13 protein-coding genes and 1 pseudogene are annotated in these 19,833 nt (G+C 41.3%); 2 read left to right on the top strand and 12 right to left on the bottom strand.

The genetic code is table 11. From position 1 onward, the window contains the following. Positions 1-21: 21 nt before the first annotated feature. The 5 genes from ACWPWY_RS00650 to ACWPWY_RS00630 all read right to left on the bottom strand — a co-directional run bounded on the left by ACWPWY_RS00650 (position 22) and on the right by ACWPWY_RS00630 (position 5,883). Positions 22-1,356, bottom strand: a complete 1,335-nt coding sequence (locus ACWPWY_RS00650; protein WP_454189934.1) for a UDP-glucose dehydrogenase family protein — start codon at positions 1,354-1,356, stop codon at positions 22-24. Positions 1,357-1,368: 12 nt separating this feature from the next. After that, positions 1,369-2,736 carry a sugar phosphate nucleotidyltransferase gene (locus ACWPWY_RS00645; RefSeq protein ID WP_454189933.1) on the bottom strand — a complete coding sequence of 456 codons (1,368 nt, stop codon included), beginning with the start codon at positions 2,734-2,736 and terminating at the stop codon, positions 1,369-1,371. 160 nt (positions 2,737-2,896) lie between these two features. Next, positions 2,897-3,556 carry a sugar transferase gene (locus tag ACWPWY_RS00640; RefSeq protein ID WP_454192748.1) on the bottom strand — a complete coding sequence of 220 codons (660 nt, stop codon included), beginning with the start codon at positions 3,554-3,556 and terminating at the stop codon, positions 2,897-2,899. 29 nt (positions 3,557-3,585) lie between these two features. After that, positions 3,586-4,494 (bottom strand): UTP--glucose-1-phosphate uridylyltransferase GalU, encoded by a 909-nt coding sequence (gene galU, locus ACWPWY_RS00635; RefSeq protein ID WP_454189932.1) that lies wholly within the window; start codon positions 4,492-4,494, stop codon positions 3,586-3,588. Between the two features lie 963 nt (positions 4,495-5,457). Further along, positions 5,458-5,883 (bottom strand): hypothetical protein, encoded by a 426-nt coding sequence (locus ACWPWY_RS00630; RefSeq protein WP_454189931.1) that lies wholly within the window; start codon positions 5,881-5,883, stop codon positions 5,458-5,460. A 222-nt stretch (positions 5,884-6,105) separates the two neighbouring features. On the opposite strand from ACWPWY_RS00630, the gene ACWPWY_RS00625 reads away from it, so the two are divergent. Then, positions 6,106-6,474, top strand: coding sequence for a helix-turn-helix domain-containing protein (locus ACWPWY_RS00625; RefSeq protein WP_191797101.1), 369 nt, complete (start codon positions 6,106-6,108; stop codon positions 6,472-6,474). A 134-nt stretch (positions 6,475-6,608) separates the two neighbouring features. Here the strand turns inward: ACWPWY_RS00625 and ACWPWY_RS00620 are convergent, their stop codons facing one another. The 7 genes and pseudogenes from ACWPWY_RS00620 to thpR form a co-directional block, all read right to left on the bottom strand. After that, on the bottom strand, positions 6,609-6,758 hold the full coding sequence (locus tag ACWPWY_RS00620) for a hypothetical protein (protein ID WP_454189930.1): 150 nt from the start codon (positions 6,756-6,758) through the stop codon (positions 6,609-6,611). 252 nt (positions 6,759-7,010) lie between these two features. Next, on the bottom strand, positions 7,011-11,609 hold the full coding sequence (gene gltB, locus ACWPWY_RS00615) for a glutamate synthase large subunit (protein ID WP_454189929.1): 4,599 nt from the start codon (positions 11,607-11,609) through the stop codon (positions 7,011-7,013). A gap of 482 nt (positions 11,610-12,091) precedes the next feature. After that, positions 12,092-14,554, bottom strand: coding sequence for a YhgE/Pip family protein (locus ACWPWY_RS00610; RefSeq protein ID WP_454189928.1), 2,463 nt, complete (start codon positions 14,552-14,554; stop codon positions 12,092-12,094). A gap of 333 nt (positions 14,555-14,887) precedes the next feature. Then, positions 14,888-15,472: pseudogene (locus tag ACWPWY_RS00605) on the bottom strand (TetR/AcrR family transcriptional regulator). A gap of 305 nt (positions 15,473-15,777) precedes the next feature. Continuing rightward, positions 15,778-16,461 (bottom strand): metal-dependent hydrolase, encoded by a 684-nt coding sequence (locus ACWPWY_RS00600; RefSeq protein ID WP_454189927.1) that lies wholly within the window; start codon positions 16,459-16,461, stop codon positions 15,778-15,780. Positions 16,462-16,538: 77 nt separating this feature from the next. After that, the gene (locus ACWPWY_RS00595) at positions 16,539-17,438 is read right to left on the bottom strand and encodes a cell wall hydrolase (protein ID WP_454189926.1); all 900 of its coding nucleotides are present in this window, start codon (positions 17,436-17,438) and stop codon (positions 16,539-16,541) included. Between the two features lie 324 nt (positions 17,439-17,762). Continuing rightward, entirely contained in the window at positions 17,763-18,335 is a 573-nt protein-coding gene (gene thpR / locus ACWPWY_RS00590) for an RNA 2',3'-cyclic phosphodiesterase (protein ID WP_454189925.1), read from the bottom strand. Positions 18,336-18,827: 492 nt separating this feature from the next. On the opposite strand from thpR, the gene ACWPWY_RS00585 reads away from it, so the two are divergent. Continuing rightward, positions 18,828-19,784 (top strand): D-2-hydroxyacid dehydrogenase, encoded by a 957-nt coding sequence (locus ACWPWY_RS00585; RefSeq protein WP_454189924.1) that lies wholly within the window; start codon positions 18,828-18,830, stop codon positions 19,782-19,784. Positions 19,785-19,833 lie beyond the last annotated feature (49 nt).

Genomic DNA, 19,833 nt, shown 5'->3' with positions numbered 1-19,833 from the left:
CTAAAAAAGAAGCTATGTCCGTTAGGACATAGCTTCTGTATAAGAATCAGAAATGTTAGCAGAATGAGGACGACCAACTGAATAATAGATAAACGAGGCTTCTTTCACTTTAACAGGGTCATACACATTTCTTCCGTCAATCAGAATAGGACGTGCCATTAATGAAGCCAATTGAACTAAGTCAATTTGAGTAAATTCAGACCATTCTGTAAGAAGGCAAAGTGCGTCACTTTGTGAAGCTGTCTCTAAAGCATCATTACACCACTTAATTGAACTATGATTTACTTTAAGTTTAAAGTTGGCTGTGGCAACCGGATCGTATGCTTTTACATTAGCCCCCAGTTTAATTAATTCTTCGATAATTTCAATCGCGGGTGCATCACGAATATCATCTGTTTCTGGCTTAAATGCCAATCCCCAGATCGCAATATTCTTTCCTTGCAAAGAACCAAGTGCTTCTTGTAATTTTCGAATAATATTGAAGCGTTGATCCTTGTTAACTTCAACAACAGATTTAAGCAACTTAAATTCATAATCTACATTTCCTGCAATTTGGATTAAGGCCTCCGTATCTTTTGGAAAACAAGATCCGCCATAACCGATACCTGCTTGGAGGAAGGAACTACCGATTCGCCGATCATATCCCATACCTTCTGCAACTCTAGTCACATCTGCCCCAACCTTCTCACAAATATTCGCGATTTCATTAATGAAGGAGATCTTGGTAGCTAAGAAGGCATTCGAAGCATATTTTATCATCTCGGCAGAACGGATATCAGTTGTAATGATATTTGAAGTAAGTGGCTTATGCAGTTCAATTAATGTGTTTATGGTTTCTTGATTCGAACAGCCTAAAACAATACGATCCGGATTAAAAGTATCTTGAATTGCTGAACCTTCCCGAAGAAACTCAGGAATTGAAGCAATCGAGAATGGAAAATTAGTATGCTCACTTACAATTCGTTCGATGTGTTCATTCGTACCTACGGGTACGGTACTCTTCGTTGCAATAATTTTAAATCCGTTAAGTGCTCGAGCTACATCTTTAGCAGCTTGTTCAATGTAGCTGAGGTTCGCTTCTCCATTTGGTAATGATGGAGTGCCTACGGCAAGTAATACGATATCCGAGGCTACCACAGCAGATCTTGTATCAAAAGAAAAAGACAGCCTGCCGGCTGCCTTATTTTTATCTATTAATTCTTTTAGTCCTGGTTCGTATATTGGTACTTCTCCTCGTTCTAACATCTCGACTTTTAAGGGATTGTTATCTACACATATAACCTGATTACCTAAGTCTGAGAAACAAACTCCAGATACTAGCCCCACATAACCGGTACCAATCACTGCTAATTTCATAATAATCTCCCCTTAAAGACTTAGTTCCATAATTTCAGACCAATCCATTTTCACTCGAACAATATCTTCTTCAACTAGATCAGAGCCAAGCTGGACTTCGATTATTTCTAAATCAGTAATAGCTCTGATACTATGAAGTGTTTTATAAGGAATTTTAATGAGATCCCCTTGTTTTACTTTTCGGAATTGATCATTGAGAATAAGTTCTCCCTCACCAGATACTATGGACCACATTTCTTCCCGATAATTATGATATTGGTAACTCAGATTACTATCCGCTTTGATGCAAATACGCTTAGTTAATACTTGCTCACCGTTTTTATTTTTCGTATGATCAAGGACCTGATAACTCCCCCAACGTCGTTCTTCATACATTGGGCGTGGATTATCTCCCTTTAAAACATCCTTTATTCGTGGACTTGATTCTTTATCACTTACCAAAATACCATCTGCACTAGTCGCAACTACAATATTAGAAAGTCCTAATATAGTTACAGGGATATTTAATTCATTAATTAAATGTGTATTCAGAGAATCATCTGATATGTAACCTCTACCAATAATCTTATTTGCCATCTCATCAGTTAGTGTATTCCAAGTACCAAGATCTTTCCAATATCCATCATATGGGCTAACCACAATATTCTTAGCATTCTCGACTACTTTATAATCAAAGCTAGTAGCAGACATCTGTCCATATTGACTTAACATTGTTTCATACTGGATAGGTAATTCTAAATCAATCAGCAAATTAATTAAGTAATTCAATTTAAATGCAAAAACCCCGCAATTCCAAAGAGCGCCTTGTTTAATCATTGACTCTGCTTCAGAATGATGAGGTTTTTCAACAAAAGTATTAACACTAGTGTATGATTGATTACTATCACTTTGTTCTGGAACAATATAACCATATTTCTCAGATGGGTAAGTTGGCTTAACTCCAATAAGGGCGATATCTGCACCCGAATCATTTAATACTTGATCGAGGTTTTTGACACATTCAAAGAAATAATCATCAACATAAGGGTCTACCGGCAAAATTACAATAGTTTCATCTAAACTTACACCTAAAATATTGTATAAATAAGTAGCTGCAAGAGAAATAGCAGGGAATGTATCTCTTCTTTCAGGCTCAACTACTAACCTTATTTCATTTTCTAATTGATTATTGAGAATCTCAACCTGTCTCTGACTAGTCGCAATAAAAGAATCAGTGGACAAACCGTTCTTTTTCAATTGATCCCACACTCTTTGTACCATAGACACTTTTTCATCTTGACCTTCCATATCTAATATCCTGAGAAATTGTTTAGACCTTGCATCATTAGATAGTGGCCAGAGTCTTTTTCCCGATCCTCCAGATAGTAGTATTAATTTCATCTTATCCCTCTTTTCTCTGGAAATCTATAAATCATACTTTCATCTATTCAGAAATTCTTTTCAGGTCTATGCTATTTACTTTATAATCCCTAAACTCATAATAAAGAAAACATTTTGAGACCCTTTAAAGACAAGCTATTTACCTCAGCATAGTACTGCTTTAAAATGCATCCTTTGTCCCGAAAAGCACCCTTATTGTTTTGAATATAATTTTAATGTCATACCAGTAAGTTCTACCTTGAATATATTTAAGATCTAACTCAACCATTTCTTTAAATCCTAAATTACTTCTTCCACTAATCTGCCAAAGTCCTGTACATCCTGGTGTTACACCTAATCTTTGTTTGTCATAAAGGGAGTACTCTTCCACTTCTCTAGGTAAAGATGGCCTCGGTCCAACCATACTCATTTCACCCTTCAGTACATTCCATAACTGTGGAAGTTCATCTAAACTTGTCTTTCGAATAAAACGTCCAATCTTGGTTACTCGAGGATCGTTTTTCATCTTGAACATGGCGCCGCTCACTTCATTTTGTGTAAGTAACTGTTCTAACATATCTTCGGCGTTATATACCATGGAACGGAATTTAAACATATAAAATGTTTTCTCATCTCTACCAACTCGCAACTGTTTAAAAAAAACAGGTCCTTTAGGATCCTCGAGCTTTATCATGAATGCAATAAACAAAAATAAGGGGAACAGTAATATAAGTCCAACTGAAGAACCTGTAATATCCGTTATTCTTTTCATGTACAGATATATTTGATTTCTATTCTTTTTGTCTGCTAAATTACTTTCATATATATTCGTTTCTATAATTACTTCTACTTCTCCGCGTGAATTCGAGCTCACTCGAATCCCCCCCCACCGACAGCAACTTTTACAGCCACTTCTTTCTCTAGTATCTCCTCCATTGCCTTAAGAATCGGTAAACGGAGCTCTTCATTTTTCAATGCAAAATTTATTGTAGTTAGAATAAACCCTAATTTCTCCCCCACATCATAACGAGAACCTTCGAAATCATAAGCGTATACTCCCTCGGCCTCATTTAACTGCTGAATAGCATCAGTGAGCTGTATTTCTCCCCCCGCTCCAATCTTGTGTTCTTCAAGATAATCAAAGATCTTAGGAGTAAATATATATCTTCCCATGATTGCTAGATTGGATGGTGCTTCGCCAAGTTTTGGTTTCTCCACAAAACGATTAACGGCGCATAGACGTCCTTCGGAATTAAGTGGATCTACAATACCATATCGATCGGTTTGATCTGCCTGTACGGTCTGCACACCCACAATGGATCTTTCCAGCATCTCGTATTGTTCAATTAACTGCCTAGTGCAAGGTACTTCTGCTTCAACAATATCATCGCCTAATAATACGGCAAATGGCTCATCACCAATGAAATTTCTTGCGCACCATACCGCATGACCCAAGCCCTTTGGCTCTTTCTGTCTTATGTAATGAATATCTACGTTGGATGATTTACGTACTTCTTCTAATAGTTCCAGTTTGCCTTTAGCTAACAAGGTCTGTTCTAGTTCGAAGGAGTTATCAAAATGATCTTCGATCGCTCTTTTACCTTTTCCGGTAACAATAATAATATCTTCTATTCCTGAGGCAATTGCTTCTTCGATGATGTACTGAATGGTCGGTTTGTCAACAATGGGCAACATCTCTTTTGGCATTGCTTTCGTCGCAGGGAGAAACCTTGTACCAAGACCTGCTGCAGGTATGATAGCTTTTTTTACTCTCTTCATACATCATCACCTTATCCTTCTCCATTAAAATGTTTTTCAAGTTTTTTACTCATATGAGCGCATTGTACTGTTCAGTTGAAACTATGAATGTAAACGATGTATTTCTTACTTACAATTTCATAAAAGGGCATTTAACCCCCCCTCACATCACACCCTTGACGATAACGTCTAAGGTTACATAAACCCACAGTGTGACCGAGTACCTACAGTAATAAAGGTGCAGTAGGTATTACCTAATCTTTAAAAACACTTTCAACTAACTATCCTTACTTGATAGGACAAAAATTAAGGCTTATCGAGGCACAAAAAACTTATTTCAACTCAAAGGAACCGAGTATTCAAGAAAGCATCTTTTCAGCCTTCTTGCTTAGACCCAGCTTCATTTCAACGATATTTACCCATGGGGTTTCACGGCTATATATTTAATAAGGATCATTGCGATGAAATCATAATGTCGTAATATACCAGTCATCTGAGCAACTTCATTTGGGATCGGTTTGGTGAAAAGGTTCCGATAATAGAACGTCATGATAAAACCGGATTCATTTTACCTCTACAACTGGGTATCTTGTTCCAGTGCACTCGTCAAATCCGTAAGGTTATATACAGCAACTACTTGATAAAACGTTGATTTTCGTTGATCAGTGTCGAACAAAAGAAAAATTTGCCTTCTTGCGTAAATGTGACAGTGAATACTCGACTGTTAAAATCACACTCTTCTCTAATGCTGATCCAGTATCTATCATGATATAATTTTCAGTTGAAAATTCGATAAGCATGAGCATTCTTTGAAGAAGAAACAACCTTATTGAGATCAGGTAGACTAAGACTGTAAATTCTAATCATATGACGAACACCTTCAATTCTATGTCCCTCTGCAGTCAATTATGTTGCACACTAAATTATTGGGGTCAAACAACTAATGCAGTAACTACTGAAATATAGTAAAATGGCGATATGTGTCTAGATAAATAGGTCTATCTTGTTGTAAATCTTGTCTCGGATCAGAGACCATTCTTCTATTCGATCTAACGGACGTAATTCATATAGATGCGGCAAGCGGTGAATCATCCAGTTCAGTTGTCCGTTTATGTATAGTCTGTGTTTCTCTGGATTATGTAGAAATCCATGATATAACGTAAAACTCTCAAATTCTTGCTTCCATTTCAATGTGCACAATGAGCGCATATTACCAGCATTTTCATCCTCGACATCCAGTCCAAGCTCAAGATCGGGTGTAACTGGGATATACAGGTCGCTTATGAAGGTTATTGATTGCTGGCCTATTCCCATTACGATAATAGGTCTCGATTTACTGTGAATGACTCGATCTTGATACTTATGAATATACATGAAAGCTTTGGAGTCGCTGTTTTTGGCTTGGTTCATTAGATTCATTCCCTTTAGTGAGCATATTTCGAGGTATGAATGACACAATTGGGGTCAAGGCTAGAAAAGAGTGACAAAATGATACAATTTGTAACTTTGTTGTATCAAATTTACGATACATTTTGTATCGTGTCAAGCGATAATTAGCCGGCATTATATTTGTAATGCAAAAAAACCTATATTATTTGGAGCATTTATTAGGAACCAGGAGGAAAGATATAGATGGATTACGGACACCGAATTGCGGAACTCAGGGAAAAACGAGGCCTGACTCAAGAGGAATTATCCAATATGCTTGATATTACCAGAGCTTCTCTGTCACATTATGAAAAAAACCGCAGAAAACCGGATTTTGAAACACTCACAAGATTTGCTGATACTTTTCATGTGTCGGTAGATTACTTGCTTGGGCGAACGAATAATCCAGATATGGTACTTGATGATGAGGTGCGAGGTTTTGTAGATTCTTTAGAACTATCGGATCGTGAAGTACTCGGTAAGTTCGAACTCATGATTGATGGGAAACCATTGTCAGAGGAAGAGGCGAAGCGCTTCATCGCATTTGTACGTATGGAACGAGATATGAAATAACACTTCTGATTAATATAGGGGATATAAAGAATGAAAGCTGTAAATTACCTGCTGACCCCAGCGATAATTTACAGCTTTTCTTTTGGTGTATGGTTTCTCTCTGTAGTTGACCAGAGTCCGTTCTTTACGGATTCTTATGAATCTTTCTCAGGAAGCGCAAGGGATTCCCAATGATTAGGATCAATACCGCATTGTTTAAGTACATCCATGATATCCACTTGTTTCCGCGGGTTGTCCTGCTCAAAGTTCTGATCATTGTTCCTGCTTGGATACTCCATGTTCATGCCGACAACCACTCCATTTATTATAATTTTATAAGGTATATGTATTTTTTATTGATCTGGAACACTAGACCTATTATACGTAAATAAGCCTATTTTTGTTGTCGTCTTATGGCAGAATCTAAGGGGATTTTGCTTCTATTTTTGTCGAAAACATAAAAAGACCTTAAAACCAACCTAACAAGAGGTCCTAGTTTTAAGGTCTTTTTTCTAAATCGTCTGTAATAAAGTTTACACTACTAATATTATGCTGAATTACTGTCCTGCTCTTGCCAACTCACGCATATTTGCTTCAAAAGCAGCAAGTAATGCATCGTCTCCTGTAAGTCCACTAGCTTGCACTTTGTAAATCTGTTCCAGCATACGTTTAAAGTCTTTTGGAATCACTCGAACAAAATATCCAATCTCCTGTTTCCAGTAATCTAGAATGTGCTGTCCTACCGTACTTCCCGTATACTTTACGTGACGGCTTATCATACCGCGCAGATCCTCTGCTTCGGACGTATCTTCAATTCGCTCCAGAAGTACCATCTCGAGGTTACAGCGGTTTACGAACGTACCGTCTGAGTCGTAGACGTAAGCAATACCGCCTGACATCCCTGCTCCGAAGTTACGGCCTGTATCTCCAAGAATAACTACACGGCCCCCGGTCATGTACTCACAGCCGTGATCTCCTACTCCTTCAACCACTACACGGGCACCTGAGTTACGAACCGCAAAACGTTCCCCTGCAATGCCGCGGATATATGCTTCTCCACTTGTCGAACCGTAGAGTGCGGTATTCCCGATAATAATGTTCTCTTCCGCAGGGAAAGTAGACTGAGGCGACGGCTTCACAATCAGCTTGCCGCCAGATAGACCTTTACCTACGTAGTCATTACAATCGCCTTCAACCGTAAGCGTCATTCCTTTCGGTACAAAGGCGCCGAAACTTTGACCTGCTGATCCAATAAATTTGAACCTAATCGTATCTTCCGGAAGACCTGCAGCACCATATTTACGTGTCACTTCGCTGCCAAGGATGGTCCCAACTGCCCGGTTCACATTCGTAATACCGAGCACGCCTTCCACTAATTGACCAGACTCTAGGGCTGGAGCAGCCATCGGGAGAAGTTTCTGTATATCCAAAGTCTCTTCTAGACCATGATTCTGTCTTTGGGTACGTACACGGTTCGTTCCTTCTGCTTGCTCCGGTACATGAAGGAGCAGAGAAAGATCAATTCCGTTCTTCTTCCAATGGTTAGAAGCATGTTCCGCATCCAAACAATCCGTACGGCCTACCATCTCTTCAATAGTACGGAAACCAAGCTCCGCCATAATCTCTCTTGTGTCTTCCGCAACAAAGCGCATAAAGTTAACGACGTGTGCTGGATCTCCCATATAGTTCTTGCGAAGTTCCGGATTCTGAGTTGCTACCCCTACCGGACAGGTATCCATCTGGCAGACGCGCATCATAATACAGCCCAGTGCAACCAGTGGAGCCGTCGAGAATCCATACTCTTCCGCACCAAGTAAGGCTGCCACAGCTAAGTCACGACCGTTCAGCATCTTGCCATCTGTCTCCAAAACAACACGGTCACGCAGATTGTTGATCATCAAGGTCTGATGCGTCTCTGCGAGTCCCAGCTCCCAAGGCATACCGGCATGACGAATGGAGCCTTGCGGGGAAGCTCCTGTTCCTCCGTCATATCCGCTGACCAGAATAATATCAGCACGTCCCTTAGCTACGCCCGCTGCGATGGTACCTACTCCTGCTTCAGATACTAGCTTTACATTAATATCTGCACGAGGGTTCGCATTCTTAAGGTCATAGATCAGTTCCGCTAAATCTTCAATCGAGTAAATATCGTGATGTGGCGGCGGCGAAATAAGTCCTACTCCCGGCGTTGAGCCGCGAACTTCAGCTACCCACGGATATACTTTACGTCCTGGAAGCTGACCGCCCTCTCCTGGTTTCGCCCCTTGCGCCATTTTGATCTGGATTTCATCGGCATTTACCAAATAATTCGACGTTACACCAAAACGTCCAGAAGCCACCTGCTTAATCGCACTACGGCGAGAATCGCCATTACTGTCTTTTACAAAACGAGCGGGGTCTTCTCCACCTTCTCCAGTATTGCTCTTACCGCCAACACGGTTCATTGCAATCGCTAAATCCTCATGTGCTTCTTTACTAATGGAGCCAAAAGACATAGCTCCTGTCTTAAATCGTCTCATAATGGATTCAGCTGACTCTACTTCCTCAAGAGGAACCCTTGGACCCGCTGGTTTTAATTTCAATAGCGATCGGATCGTAAGTCTCTTCTCGTTCTCGCCTTGGACAAGCTTTGCATACTTCTTATAAAGCGCGTAATCTCCCGTTCTAACCGCATGCTGGAGCGTATGAATGGTCTGCGGCGTAAATAGATGGTCTTCTCCATCGCTGCGCCACTGATATTCTCCTCCTGAGTCCAGCACTTTATCGTTACCGTCTTTATCTGTAAAAGCACGCTGATGGTGCTCAAGTGTCTCTGCTGTCACTTCTTCCAGACCAATACCGCCAATACGGGAAGGTGTCCAAGTGAAGTATTCATCTACAAAATCATTTTTGAGTCCTACTGCCTCAAATATCTGAGCGCCTCGGTACGATTGGATCGTGGAAATCCCCATCTTTGATAAGATTTTCACGACACCTTTTGTCGCAGCCTTAATGTAATTCTTCACTGCTTTCTCATGTGTAATCCCGCGCAGCATACCTTGCTGGATCATATCATTCATCGTCTCGAATGCTAAATATGGATTCACAGCACTCACGCCGTACCCTAACAGGACCGCATAATGATGTACATCGCGAGGTTCCCCCGACTCCAGCAAAATGCTGACTTTCGTGCGGGTTTCTTGACGAATCAGGTGATGGTGAAGACCCGATACAGCCAGGAGGGCAGGGATCGCTGCATTCTCTGCATCTACACCGCGATCGGACAGAATCAGAATATTATGCCCCTTCTCAATGACACGATCTGCTGCTTCAAAAAGCACATCCATCGCCTTCTTCATTCCCTCTGCGCCTTCTTTGGCAGGGAAGAAGATCGGGATCGTCATCGAGCGGAATCCAGGTCTGCGTATATGACGGAGTTTTGCGAACTCCTCATTAGACAGAATTGGTGAAGATACACGAATCTGTCTTGCACTTTCCGGTTCCGGCAATAGTAAGTTACGCTCAGGACCGATCGTAGTCAGTGTCGAAGTGACGATCTCTTCGCGCATTGCGTCAATCGGCGGATTCGTGACCTGCGCAAACATCTGTTTAAAATAGTTATACAGCCGCTGAGGGCGATCCGATAATATGGCGAGCGGTGCATCATACCCCATGGAACCGGTTGCTTCCATCCCTGTAGAAGCCATCGGCTCCAGCACTTTACGCAGTTCTTCAAACGTATATCCGAATGCCAGCTGAAGCTGGTTGATATTCTCATGTTTCGGTTCTGGCAGCTCCGGCGCGTCAGGCAGCTCATGAAGATCGACAAGATGCTCGTCTAGCCAATCTTTGTATGGTTGCTCGGAGGCAATCTGCGATTTTACTTCATCGTCCGAAATAATACGCCCTTCCTTGGTATCCACAAGAAGCATACGGCCTGGGCGTAATCTGTCCTTGTACAGAATATTCTCTGGTGCAATATCAAGGACTCCCACTTCCGAAGACAATACGATACGGTCATCTTTGGTTACATAATACCTTGCAGGACGCAGCCCGTTACGGTCTAGTATGGCTCCAATCTGGATTCCATCTGTAAATGCCATTGCCGCCGGTCCATCCCATGGTTCCATTAAGGTACTGTGATATTCATAGAAAGCCTTCTTATCTTCATCCATACCAGCATCGTTGTTCCAAGGTTCAGGCACCATCATCATGGCGACATGCGGTAAGGAACGTCCGCTTAAGTATAGAAATTCAAGCGTGTTATCAAACATCGCTGTATCCGATCCGTCTGGGTTAATAACAGGTTTTACTTTGGACAAGTCTTCTCCGAATAGTTCGCTCTCAAACAGGGACTGACGTGCGTGCATCCAGTTGACGTTACCACGCATCGTGTTGATCTCACCGTTGTGGATCATGAAACGATACGGATGCGCCCGCTCCCAGCTCGGAAATGTATTGGTACTAAAGCGAGAGTGCAGCAGTGCCATCGCTGATTCTACCCGTTCATCTTGCAGATCAAGATAGAACTGACCCACCTGTTCTGTCGTCAGCATGCCTTTATATACAATTTTACGGCAAGACATACTTGGAATATAAAATGCATCCGCGCCTCTTACCTGATCAGCGTACCGAATCTGCTGCTCTGCACGGCGGCGAATAATATACAGCTTCCGTTCTAGTTCTAGTCCGCTCAGCTTCTCCTCGCTTGTGCCAATGAACACCTGACATACATAAGGCTTCGCAGCAAGCGCTGATCTGCCTAGCATTCCATCGTATGTGGGTACTTCACGAATACCAAGATACTGCTGTCCCTCATCTTCTATGATCTTGCGAAGGATATTTAAATGCTCCTCGCGAACCTCTTCGTTACGTGATGTGAAAATCATTCCTACACCATAATGATCTGGCTCTGGAAGATGGTATCCAAGTCGCTGTGCTTCTTCTGAAAAAAATCGATGAGGGATCTGAATTAAAATTCCGGCTCCGTCACCTGAATTTGGCTCACTTCCTTGTCCTCCGCGATGCTCCATGTTACTCAGCATCGTCAAAGCTTGACTAACAATATCGTGAGAGGCAGCCCCTTTAATATTAGCAACAAACCCCATACCACAAGCGTCTTTCTCGAACTGCGGGTCATAAAGCCCCTGTTTTGGAGGTAATCCAGTCTGTCTCATGGAACGCAACCTTTCTATGATCATGAATTTTAGGAACATCCGTGATAAGCGAAAAATGACGAAGGGACAAAGGGAATGAGGAGTAGTATAAATAGTCCGTACTTGACGATCAAAGGTCGTATAGTTCTCTCATTTTAACATCGAGTGTAAACTCGGTGCAATTTAAAATTTCTATGATCGTCATAGGGAAAATTTGTGTTTATACCTCTATATACCGATGTTTTTTCTGGCATTTGCTCGGATATTTTATTCCTGCTCATTCCCTGATAACTCTTTATATTGTTCTTAATTATTTGCCATAACGGTGTTATATTTGAATGGACCAATACTCTGAAAATTTGTACAATCTTTCAGAAAATAGAAAGCCCCGCCTTCCATAAGGAAGACAGGGCTTTCGTGTGACATGAAGCACTTTCAATCAAGTCTATCTGTGATAGGCTATATGTTGGGTGCGTCTATTGTTTTTTTGATATTGCTTAAAGTCATACCGTCAGTGCTTCACCACTGTGCGTATGGTTTTGATCTTCTGATTGATCCTTGCTTTTTTTAGAGCCGCTCCATAAGAAGTATCCGAGTGTTAGTAACATGCCCACTACAGCATAAACACTTAGGATTTCAGCTTGGTGCCACATTAGATCATAGTTTCCGCTCATGACTACAGCACGATAACCAACAACGCTGTGGTACATCGGCAACAAATGACTAATTGGCTGCAGCCAGCTTGGAAGCGTTTCAAGCGGGAATGTACCACCACTTGTAGCAAGTTGCAGTACGAGTAGAACGATAGCAAGATAACGTCCCACTAGATCCAGCCAAGTAACGAGTGCCTGAACAATCATCATGGAAGCAATTCCTGTAATGATCGAGAACAGATAGAAGTAAGGAACACTCTGTACTTCAAGGTGTAATCCATAAATCATGAACGTAGCAATTGCAATAGCTTGAATAATGCTCATTCCTGCAAAAGCAAAGAAACGGCTCACAAAGCGTGCCCAAGGCGTTGCACCCGGTACACTTGTTTCACGCATGCTCATCACGATTGTTGAGATCAGTGCTCCTACAAATAAACCGATCGACATAAAGTAAGGTGTGAGTCCTGTTCCGTAATTCGAGACCGATCTTGATTCATTTTCTACCGTTTGAACCGGCTCTGCGAACATATCAACGAAACTATCGTCTTTCCCTTTCATTTCTCCAGTTTCATCAGCCGCTTCGTTGAGCTTGTCTGCAAGCTCTTCTGATCCATCTTTTAACTCTGTTAGTCCATCATGAAGTTCACCAGCACCATCCGTAAGTTTCACAGAACCATCTGCAAGCGTATCTACCCCGCCGGTAAGTTCACCTACACCACTAGCTAGCGTACTAGTTCCCGATTTAAGATCGGCTGCGCCTGAGCTGAGTGTCTCACTCCCCGTTGCTGCTTCACTTAATTTCTCACCGAATAAGTTCATATTACTAGCAAGTTCTCCCTGACCACTGTATAACTGATCCGCCCCTGCGAGAAGCTGATCTTGACCTGCTGCCAGCGTACTCGCACCTTCGGCTAATTGTTTCTGAGCATCAGCAAGTTGCTGTGCACCGCTTAATAGCTGTCCCTGTCCGTCATTTAGAGTCTGAGCTCCGCTAAGTAATTGCTGCTGAGCAGCGAGAAGTTCGTCCGCACCCGAAGATAACTGTGAATTCCCCTCATGTAGAGACTGTGCTCCACTTAGCAGTTTACTTTGTCCTTCACTAAGCTCACTGCTTCCTGCTGCAACAGCCTGACTAGCTGCAAGCAGCTTCTGTACCTCAGGAAGTGCAGCGAGTTCTGGACTCTGTTCTGTCAGCTGTTTAATCCCGTCTGCTACGCCTTGTGCACCTTCTGCAATCTGTTTGCTAGCTGCTTGAGATGAAGTGAGACCATCTACTAGCTGCTCACTTCCTCCAGCTGCACTTTTCAGTCCATCTGAAAGTTTGCTGGCACCTGCTTCGGTAGAAGTAAGTCCGGCTACTAGCTTTTCACTTCCTGCTGATGCATCCTCAAGACCCGATACTAGTGAATTTGCACCTTTCGATGCGGCAGTAAGACCGGTGCTAAGCTTCTCTGCACCCTCACGGGAACTTACGATTCCATCTTTCAACTGACCCGCACCATCCTGGAGCTGTCCGATCCCGCCAGATAACTGACCTTCCGCATCCACGAGCTGAGATAGTCCAGAAGAAAGATCGCTGGCACCTGAGCTCAATTGTCCCGCTCCATCATCCAAAGTTTTAACTCCGTCTGCAAGTGGAGCAATGCCTTCTTTTAGTTCGAGCGTTCCGTCTGTCAGTTTCTGAAGATTTTCTTGAAGTGTCAACGCTCCATCATTCAGTTCACCGGCACCGTCATTAATTTCAGTTGCTCCATCTCCTGCTTCTTCAAATCCGTCCGCTACTTCTGTAAATTTATCAAGCAGCGTTTCTGTATAGGATTCGGTTACCGCAGCAGATACCTTCTTGCTGATCTCCTTCATCGCCGTGTCACCAATCTGAGCACCAATAAAGTTATAGCTCGCATTCGGTTCATAGATCAGTTCGGATGGATTCGGTTCATCATCCATTAATGTCGTTGCTTTTTGAGAGAAATCTTCTGGAATGGTAATCATCATATAATACTCGTTATTATCCATTCCTTGTCTTGCCTCATCAAGATCAACGAACTGCCAATTGAAATCTTGCCCTTCTTTCAGTTCATCAATGAGGTCTTCTCCGATCTGAAGCTGCTTGCCTTCAAATTCAGCTCCCTGATCCTGATTTACCACCGCTATAGGCAGTGTGTCCAGTTTGCCGTAAGGATCCCAAAAGGCAGTAAGATATACGCCTGTATACAGAATAGGAATCAGCATGACTGCAATCAGCGGGATAAGAACTTTAGGGTTCTTCAGTGCCCGCCATACATCTTGAAAAAATACGGATAATGTCTTCATTTACTTCTTTCTCTCCCTTTACGCTATCTCACTTCGAACTTTCTAGTTGTCATTTCATTTCATAAGCGCAGTATGAAAAAAGAAAGCGCGAACTTCATGACTGTTTTCCCCAAATAGTCATATGAGATTAAAAAAAATAACCTTTCTCCTATGCTTTTTCAAAGATACAACCTAATTACTGCATTATTTATATAATCCTCTACCTGAGCAATGAAACATCTTCTTTTTGTTTTATCGCATACTTTCTATTTGTCTCAGGGAAGTATTTTTAAAAGCCGGCTATTTCCATCCATCTCATTACTATATAGTGCGACCGGCTTTCAGTAAGTATTTTTATATCGGAAGATCTGGCGCTAGTCCATGCACCAAAAACAATTCAATATATTGTTTGATTTCTTCTTTGCTAAGAGGATCATTCCCATGGCTCCAGTCCGAAGTAAGTGCAATGTAGATCTTAAACATAATAAAAGAGGCTTTTCGGATCACAAGGTTTTATCTCTCCCTTTTCTTGCGCTAAGCGAAGTTCTTTCTCGAGATAACCTGTGATTACACCTTCTACCTTGGCATTGCCCGTTTTTGCCTGCAGTGTTCCAAACTCCCTTACTTCTTGAGAAAGCTTAATGAGCAGGTCATCTTTCTCTCTGAACTCAAGCAAGGAATCTAATATTCGAAACAAGTTATTAAAAAACGTCTGCTCATGATCTAATTCTCTCTCTGCAATATGTTTCATTTCTAAAATGACTTCATGCAAAATCTCATCGAACAATTCTTCCTTATTCGTAAAAAAGGTGTAGATTGTTCCCTTACCCACATTCGCAATCTTCGCCACCTGATCCATCGTCGTTGCTTTATAACCAAACAAAGCAAAGGACTTCGTCACGCTTTGAGTATTTGTTTGCGACGATCTATCGGAGCCATCGCCTCTCCTCCTTCGATCTTATTGACTAAAAATCTAATATAGTCATTCGGTCAAAAATCACTTTACCACTTTTATTTACTATTAGCAAGAAAAAAATTACATAACATAAATAAAGAAAAAGAGCGACTTCCCATCCGGCTGACCCAGCAAGATCATAAGCGACTCTTTCTTCTATAATAAATCAATTTCATAACTCATGAAAATGGTGAATTTGTAACTATACAAAGACGAATAAAACCATTTCGATCTTTATATAGCCCTCATTAAAGCAACTAAAGGTATTATGAAATTGATTCAGTAAGAATTAAATTTCTGTACTTGCACCCGGCTCTAAAGCAACTCCTTTTATCCCTTTGGACTCTAGAAGCTCAGTAAACGAATTTGCATCCTGTTCAATAAACGGGAATGTATTGTAATGAACGGGAATGACCTTTTTCGCTCCTACCCACTCAGCAGCGATTGCAGCCTCTTCAGGACCCATTGTCAGTACATCTCCAATCGGCAGGATTGCTGTATCAATATCGTTCATTTCACCGATGATTTTCATATCACCGAAGAGTGCCGTATCTCCTGCATGATAGATCGTTTTGTCACCCATCGTTAACAGAATTCCCGCAGGCTGTCCCATATATACGGTTGTCCCATTCACTTCAAGAGAGGAGCTATGGAAGGCAAGCGTATACTTTACTTTGAAACCATCAAACGGATAGCTGCCACCAATATTCATATGTTGTACTTGTACTCCTTGACTCTGGCAATACTCCGCTAACTCATAGACCGCTACAACAGGACAATCATTCTGTTTTGCGATCGTGAGTGTATCACCGAAGTGATCGGAGTGACCATGAGTTAGTAGCACTGCGTCTACTTTGACGTCTTTAGCAGCTATTTTTGCGGTAGGATTCCCTGTTAAAAAAGGATCAATAATAACGCGTTTGCCTGCTTCTTCAACAAGGATACATGAGTGACCATAATATGTGATTTTCATAGATTGATACGCCTCCTAATCAGTAGAAATGAATATTTCTTAAAGGAACTATCTTTCTAGTATATCACTGTTGGATCTTATTTATAAAATGTATGATTTCCGATTCTCTTAACTTTTATTTGCGAATGATGTACGGTTAAGTCGTCAGCTAGGGTAATAGATAAGAAGTAGAGTGTCTCGTCAGGTACTTCTTTTCGTCCATTGAGCGCTTCATTGACAGCACGAATGGTGTCCTCGTTCGGCGTCACACGGTCCATTCGGCCGTTCGCCACGGGACTAAATTGATACTTTTGATAAATAACGCCTTTAATGGTATCGGGATAATTGGCTGACCGTAGCCGGTTTAAGACAACGTTAGCTACTGCAACTTTGCCTTCGTACGGTTCACCTTCTGCTTCTGCCATGACAATTTTTTGCAGCATACGCAGCTCTTTATCCGAGACGTTGTAGTTCCAGGTAGCCTTATCTTTTTCCTCCTGGGTTAGTAATTCCGTCTTGGTAAAGTATAGAGTTTTTGGGGGAGTAGTTTGTTTTTCTTTTTCTTTTGCTATCGCAATCGCTTTTTGTTTTTCAAGTTGTTTTCTTTGTGCTTCTTTTTTGGCTTCTAGAGCCTTACGTTCCGCTTCTTTCTCATTCTGAGCATTCGTTTCAGCCGAAAGAGCAGCTGTTTTAATCAAGACATGGTCTTCCGAAGAAGAACGTCCTGAATCCTGTGTCAGCTGTGCCGTCGTTACTGTGTTTAATCCTGTTAAATCCGTCACAGAAGTAAGCATAGCGACTCCGTCCCGATCAGAGTACATCCTGCTGTTTTGATTTACTGCTATTTGATTCATAGGAGTTCCGGATTCCGTACTATCCTGTGTTGTACTTTCCCCATATACTTCAACAGCCTTCGTAATCAGGCTTGCCCCCAATATAAACACAAGCAGCACATACATGAGCGGTGCTACCCAGCGAGTCTCTCTATTTGTATTCATAATAACCTCCTGTTATATCGGCACAATTCTACTTAACTGTAACCAAAAATGCAAGGTTTGAATACATAGAGGAAACTATTTTATAGGTTTGATATCTCTGTGTGCCCCTTAATTGAGGACAATGTTAAACTCAGAATTCCGTTGATACATCAGGATTTTTTACACACGAACACCTGCTCTATATCGTGAAATAAAAAATTTTGAATAAATTTTGTGAATTTTTTTATCCCTATTAAATCATTTAATATATTTGGGTTGATTGTATATTTTTAGGATAATAAGTGATCAACCCATTTTGTAGCGAAGTTAAGAGAAAAGAGACAATCAAAAATCAAATTTCTCCATTATTTTATACATCGGTTTTTGACCGAGTATCGTCTGATATAACACAAAGTCTTTGACAAGCCAGGGTTCTATTTTCTCCTGTGCTGGCAGTTCATCTAAATTCCACTTTTGCTTCTGGGAATCATCAAATTTGCGAGCAATGGTGACATGAGGTCGATAAGGACGATTCTCGGAAATATATCCCAATGGCGTAGTCGCATTTACAATATGCTGGAAAAGCACAGCAAGCACATCAATCTCTCCTTCGACTCCTTTCCATAAAACCCTAGGACGTAATGGCGAACCAAATACGCCTGTCTCCCCAACACTTAGAGGAAACTGTTGCATCTTAACAGCGGCTTCCCGAAGCGCTTCACACAGTGCATTTATAGAATTTCTTTCCGTATCTCCTAAAAACTGTAGTGTAATATGATAATCTTCTTTATGTGTAAAATTGCGGAAGGGAAGTTTATCTTTATTGTCGACTGTCCAGCGCTGTATTTCTTCTTTTACATGATCTGGTAGAGAAACAGCTGTGAAGAGGCGTACTTTGTCTTGTGTCGTTTGAGTCATTCGAAGCTCCCTTTCTAAATTCATTTTTATCTCTATATCTTTACCTAGTATTAACCAAATTATAATATTAATATCCTAGTACTAGTACCAGGTACTAAAGTAATATAAAAGGTTGAAATTCCCATATTGTAAGATTACTCCCAAATCAGCCGAGACCAATTGAACGAGATATCAAGCTTAAGCTAACAGTCACTGAATCTATAAAATATGGTAACACAAACCATTTTTTATTATTCCGGTTAATGGGTAAACAAACTATATTTATAGATCATTTCTTTTATTAAGTTAACGTTAAAATTTTTTTCTTACTATATAATAGGTTTCTTTATAAGGAGTACGCGTGTTCTAAATCAATATAAAAATCTTTTTCTTCTATTATATAGGTTAGGAAATAGATGGTATACATCCGGCGCACTCCCCCGCTGTAATTGCCCGCCTGCCCAAATATCTGCTACACTGTAACTATTCATAAAACGAGGAGGATCTACGCGAATGAGCAACATTGTTAGTTTAATTTCTTTTACAGAAACAGAGCAGCAGCGTATCCAAGATATAGCACCTCATTATACAATAACTACAGGCAAAGCAAAGGAGCTTGATCCCTCCCTCCTGCAAGAAGCAGAGATACTGGTGGGTTGGCCAAAAAGTAACCCGGATGAATTACTCCATCCAGACAGCAAATTAAAATGGGTGCAGACTTGGTCTGCCGGTGTAGATTATCTTCCTCAAGAAATTTTTGAAGAACGAAATATTCTGCTTACGAATACAAGCGGAATTCACGCGATTCCCATCTCAGAAATGATTCTTGGTATGATGCTGTCTTTATCTCGTAATCTTAAACGGGCGGCTGTTAATCAGTCTAACAGCACTTGGGATGCGAGTGAAGATAACATAAGTGAACTTCATGGCAAGACGATGGTAATCGTTGGCGTAGGTGAGATTGGGAAGGCCACAGCGAAACTTGCCGAAGCTTTTGGCATGAATGTGATTGGTGTTCGCAGATCGGGTAAAGAAGTCCCTCATGTCAGCAAAATGGTCTCTATGGATCGCTTTGAAGAAGTTCTGGCTGAAGGAGATTATGTGGTGAACATTCTTCCACTTACCGATGATACCCGCCATTTATTTAATGAACAGGCTTTTGCCGCTATGAAAAAAGAAGCTTGCTTCATCAATGTCGGTCGCGGCGCAACCGTAGATACCGCAGCACTGCTGCAAGCTTTACAAGACAAGAAGATTGCATCTGCTGCGCTCGATGTATTTGAAGAAGAACCCTTGCCAAGCGATCATCCCCTATGGTCGATGGATAACGTACTAATTACACCTCATATTGCCGGAAGTACTCCTTATTATAAGGAGCGTGCTTTTGAAATATTTATAGAGAACTTGAAAGCTTATGTGAAGAACGAAACGCTTCCACGTAATCTAGTCGATTACCGTCGTTCTTATTAGAAATACAAAAACCCGCCCAAGACATATTCTTGATGCGGGTTTTTTCTTG

The sequence above is a fragment of the Paenibacillus sp. Marseille-Q7038 genome, assembly GCF_965111595.1.
The sequence above is the reverse complement of the archived record's forward strand: the minus strand, read 5'-3'. Positions and strand labels throughout refer to the sequence as shown.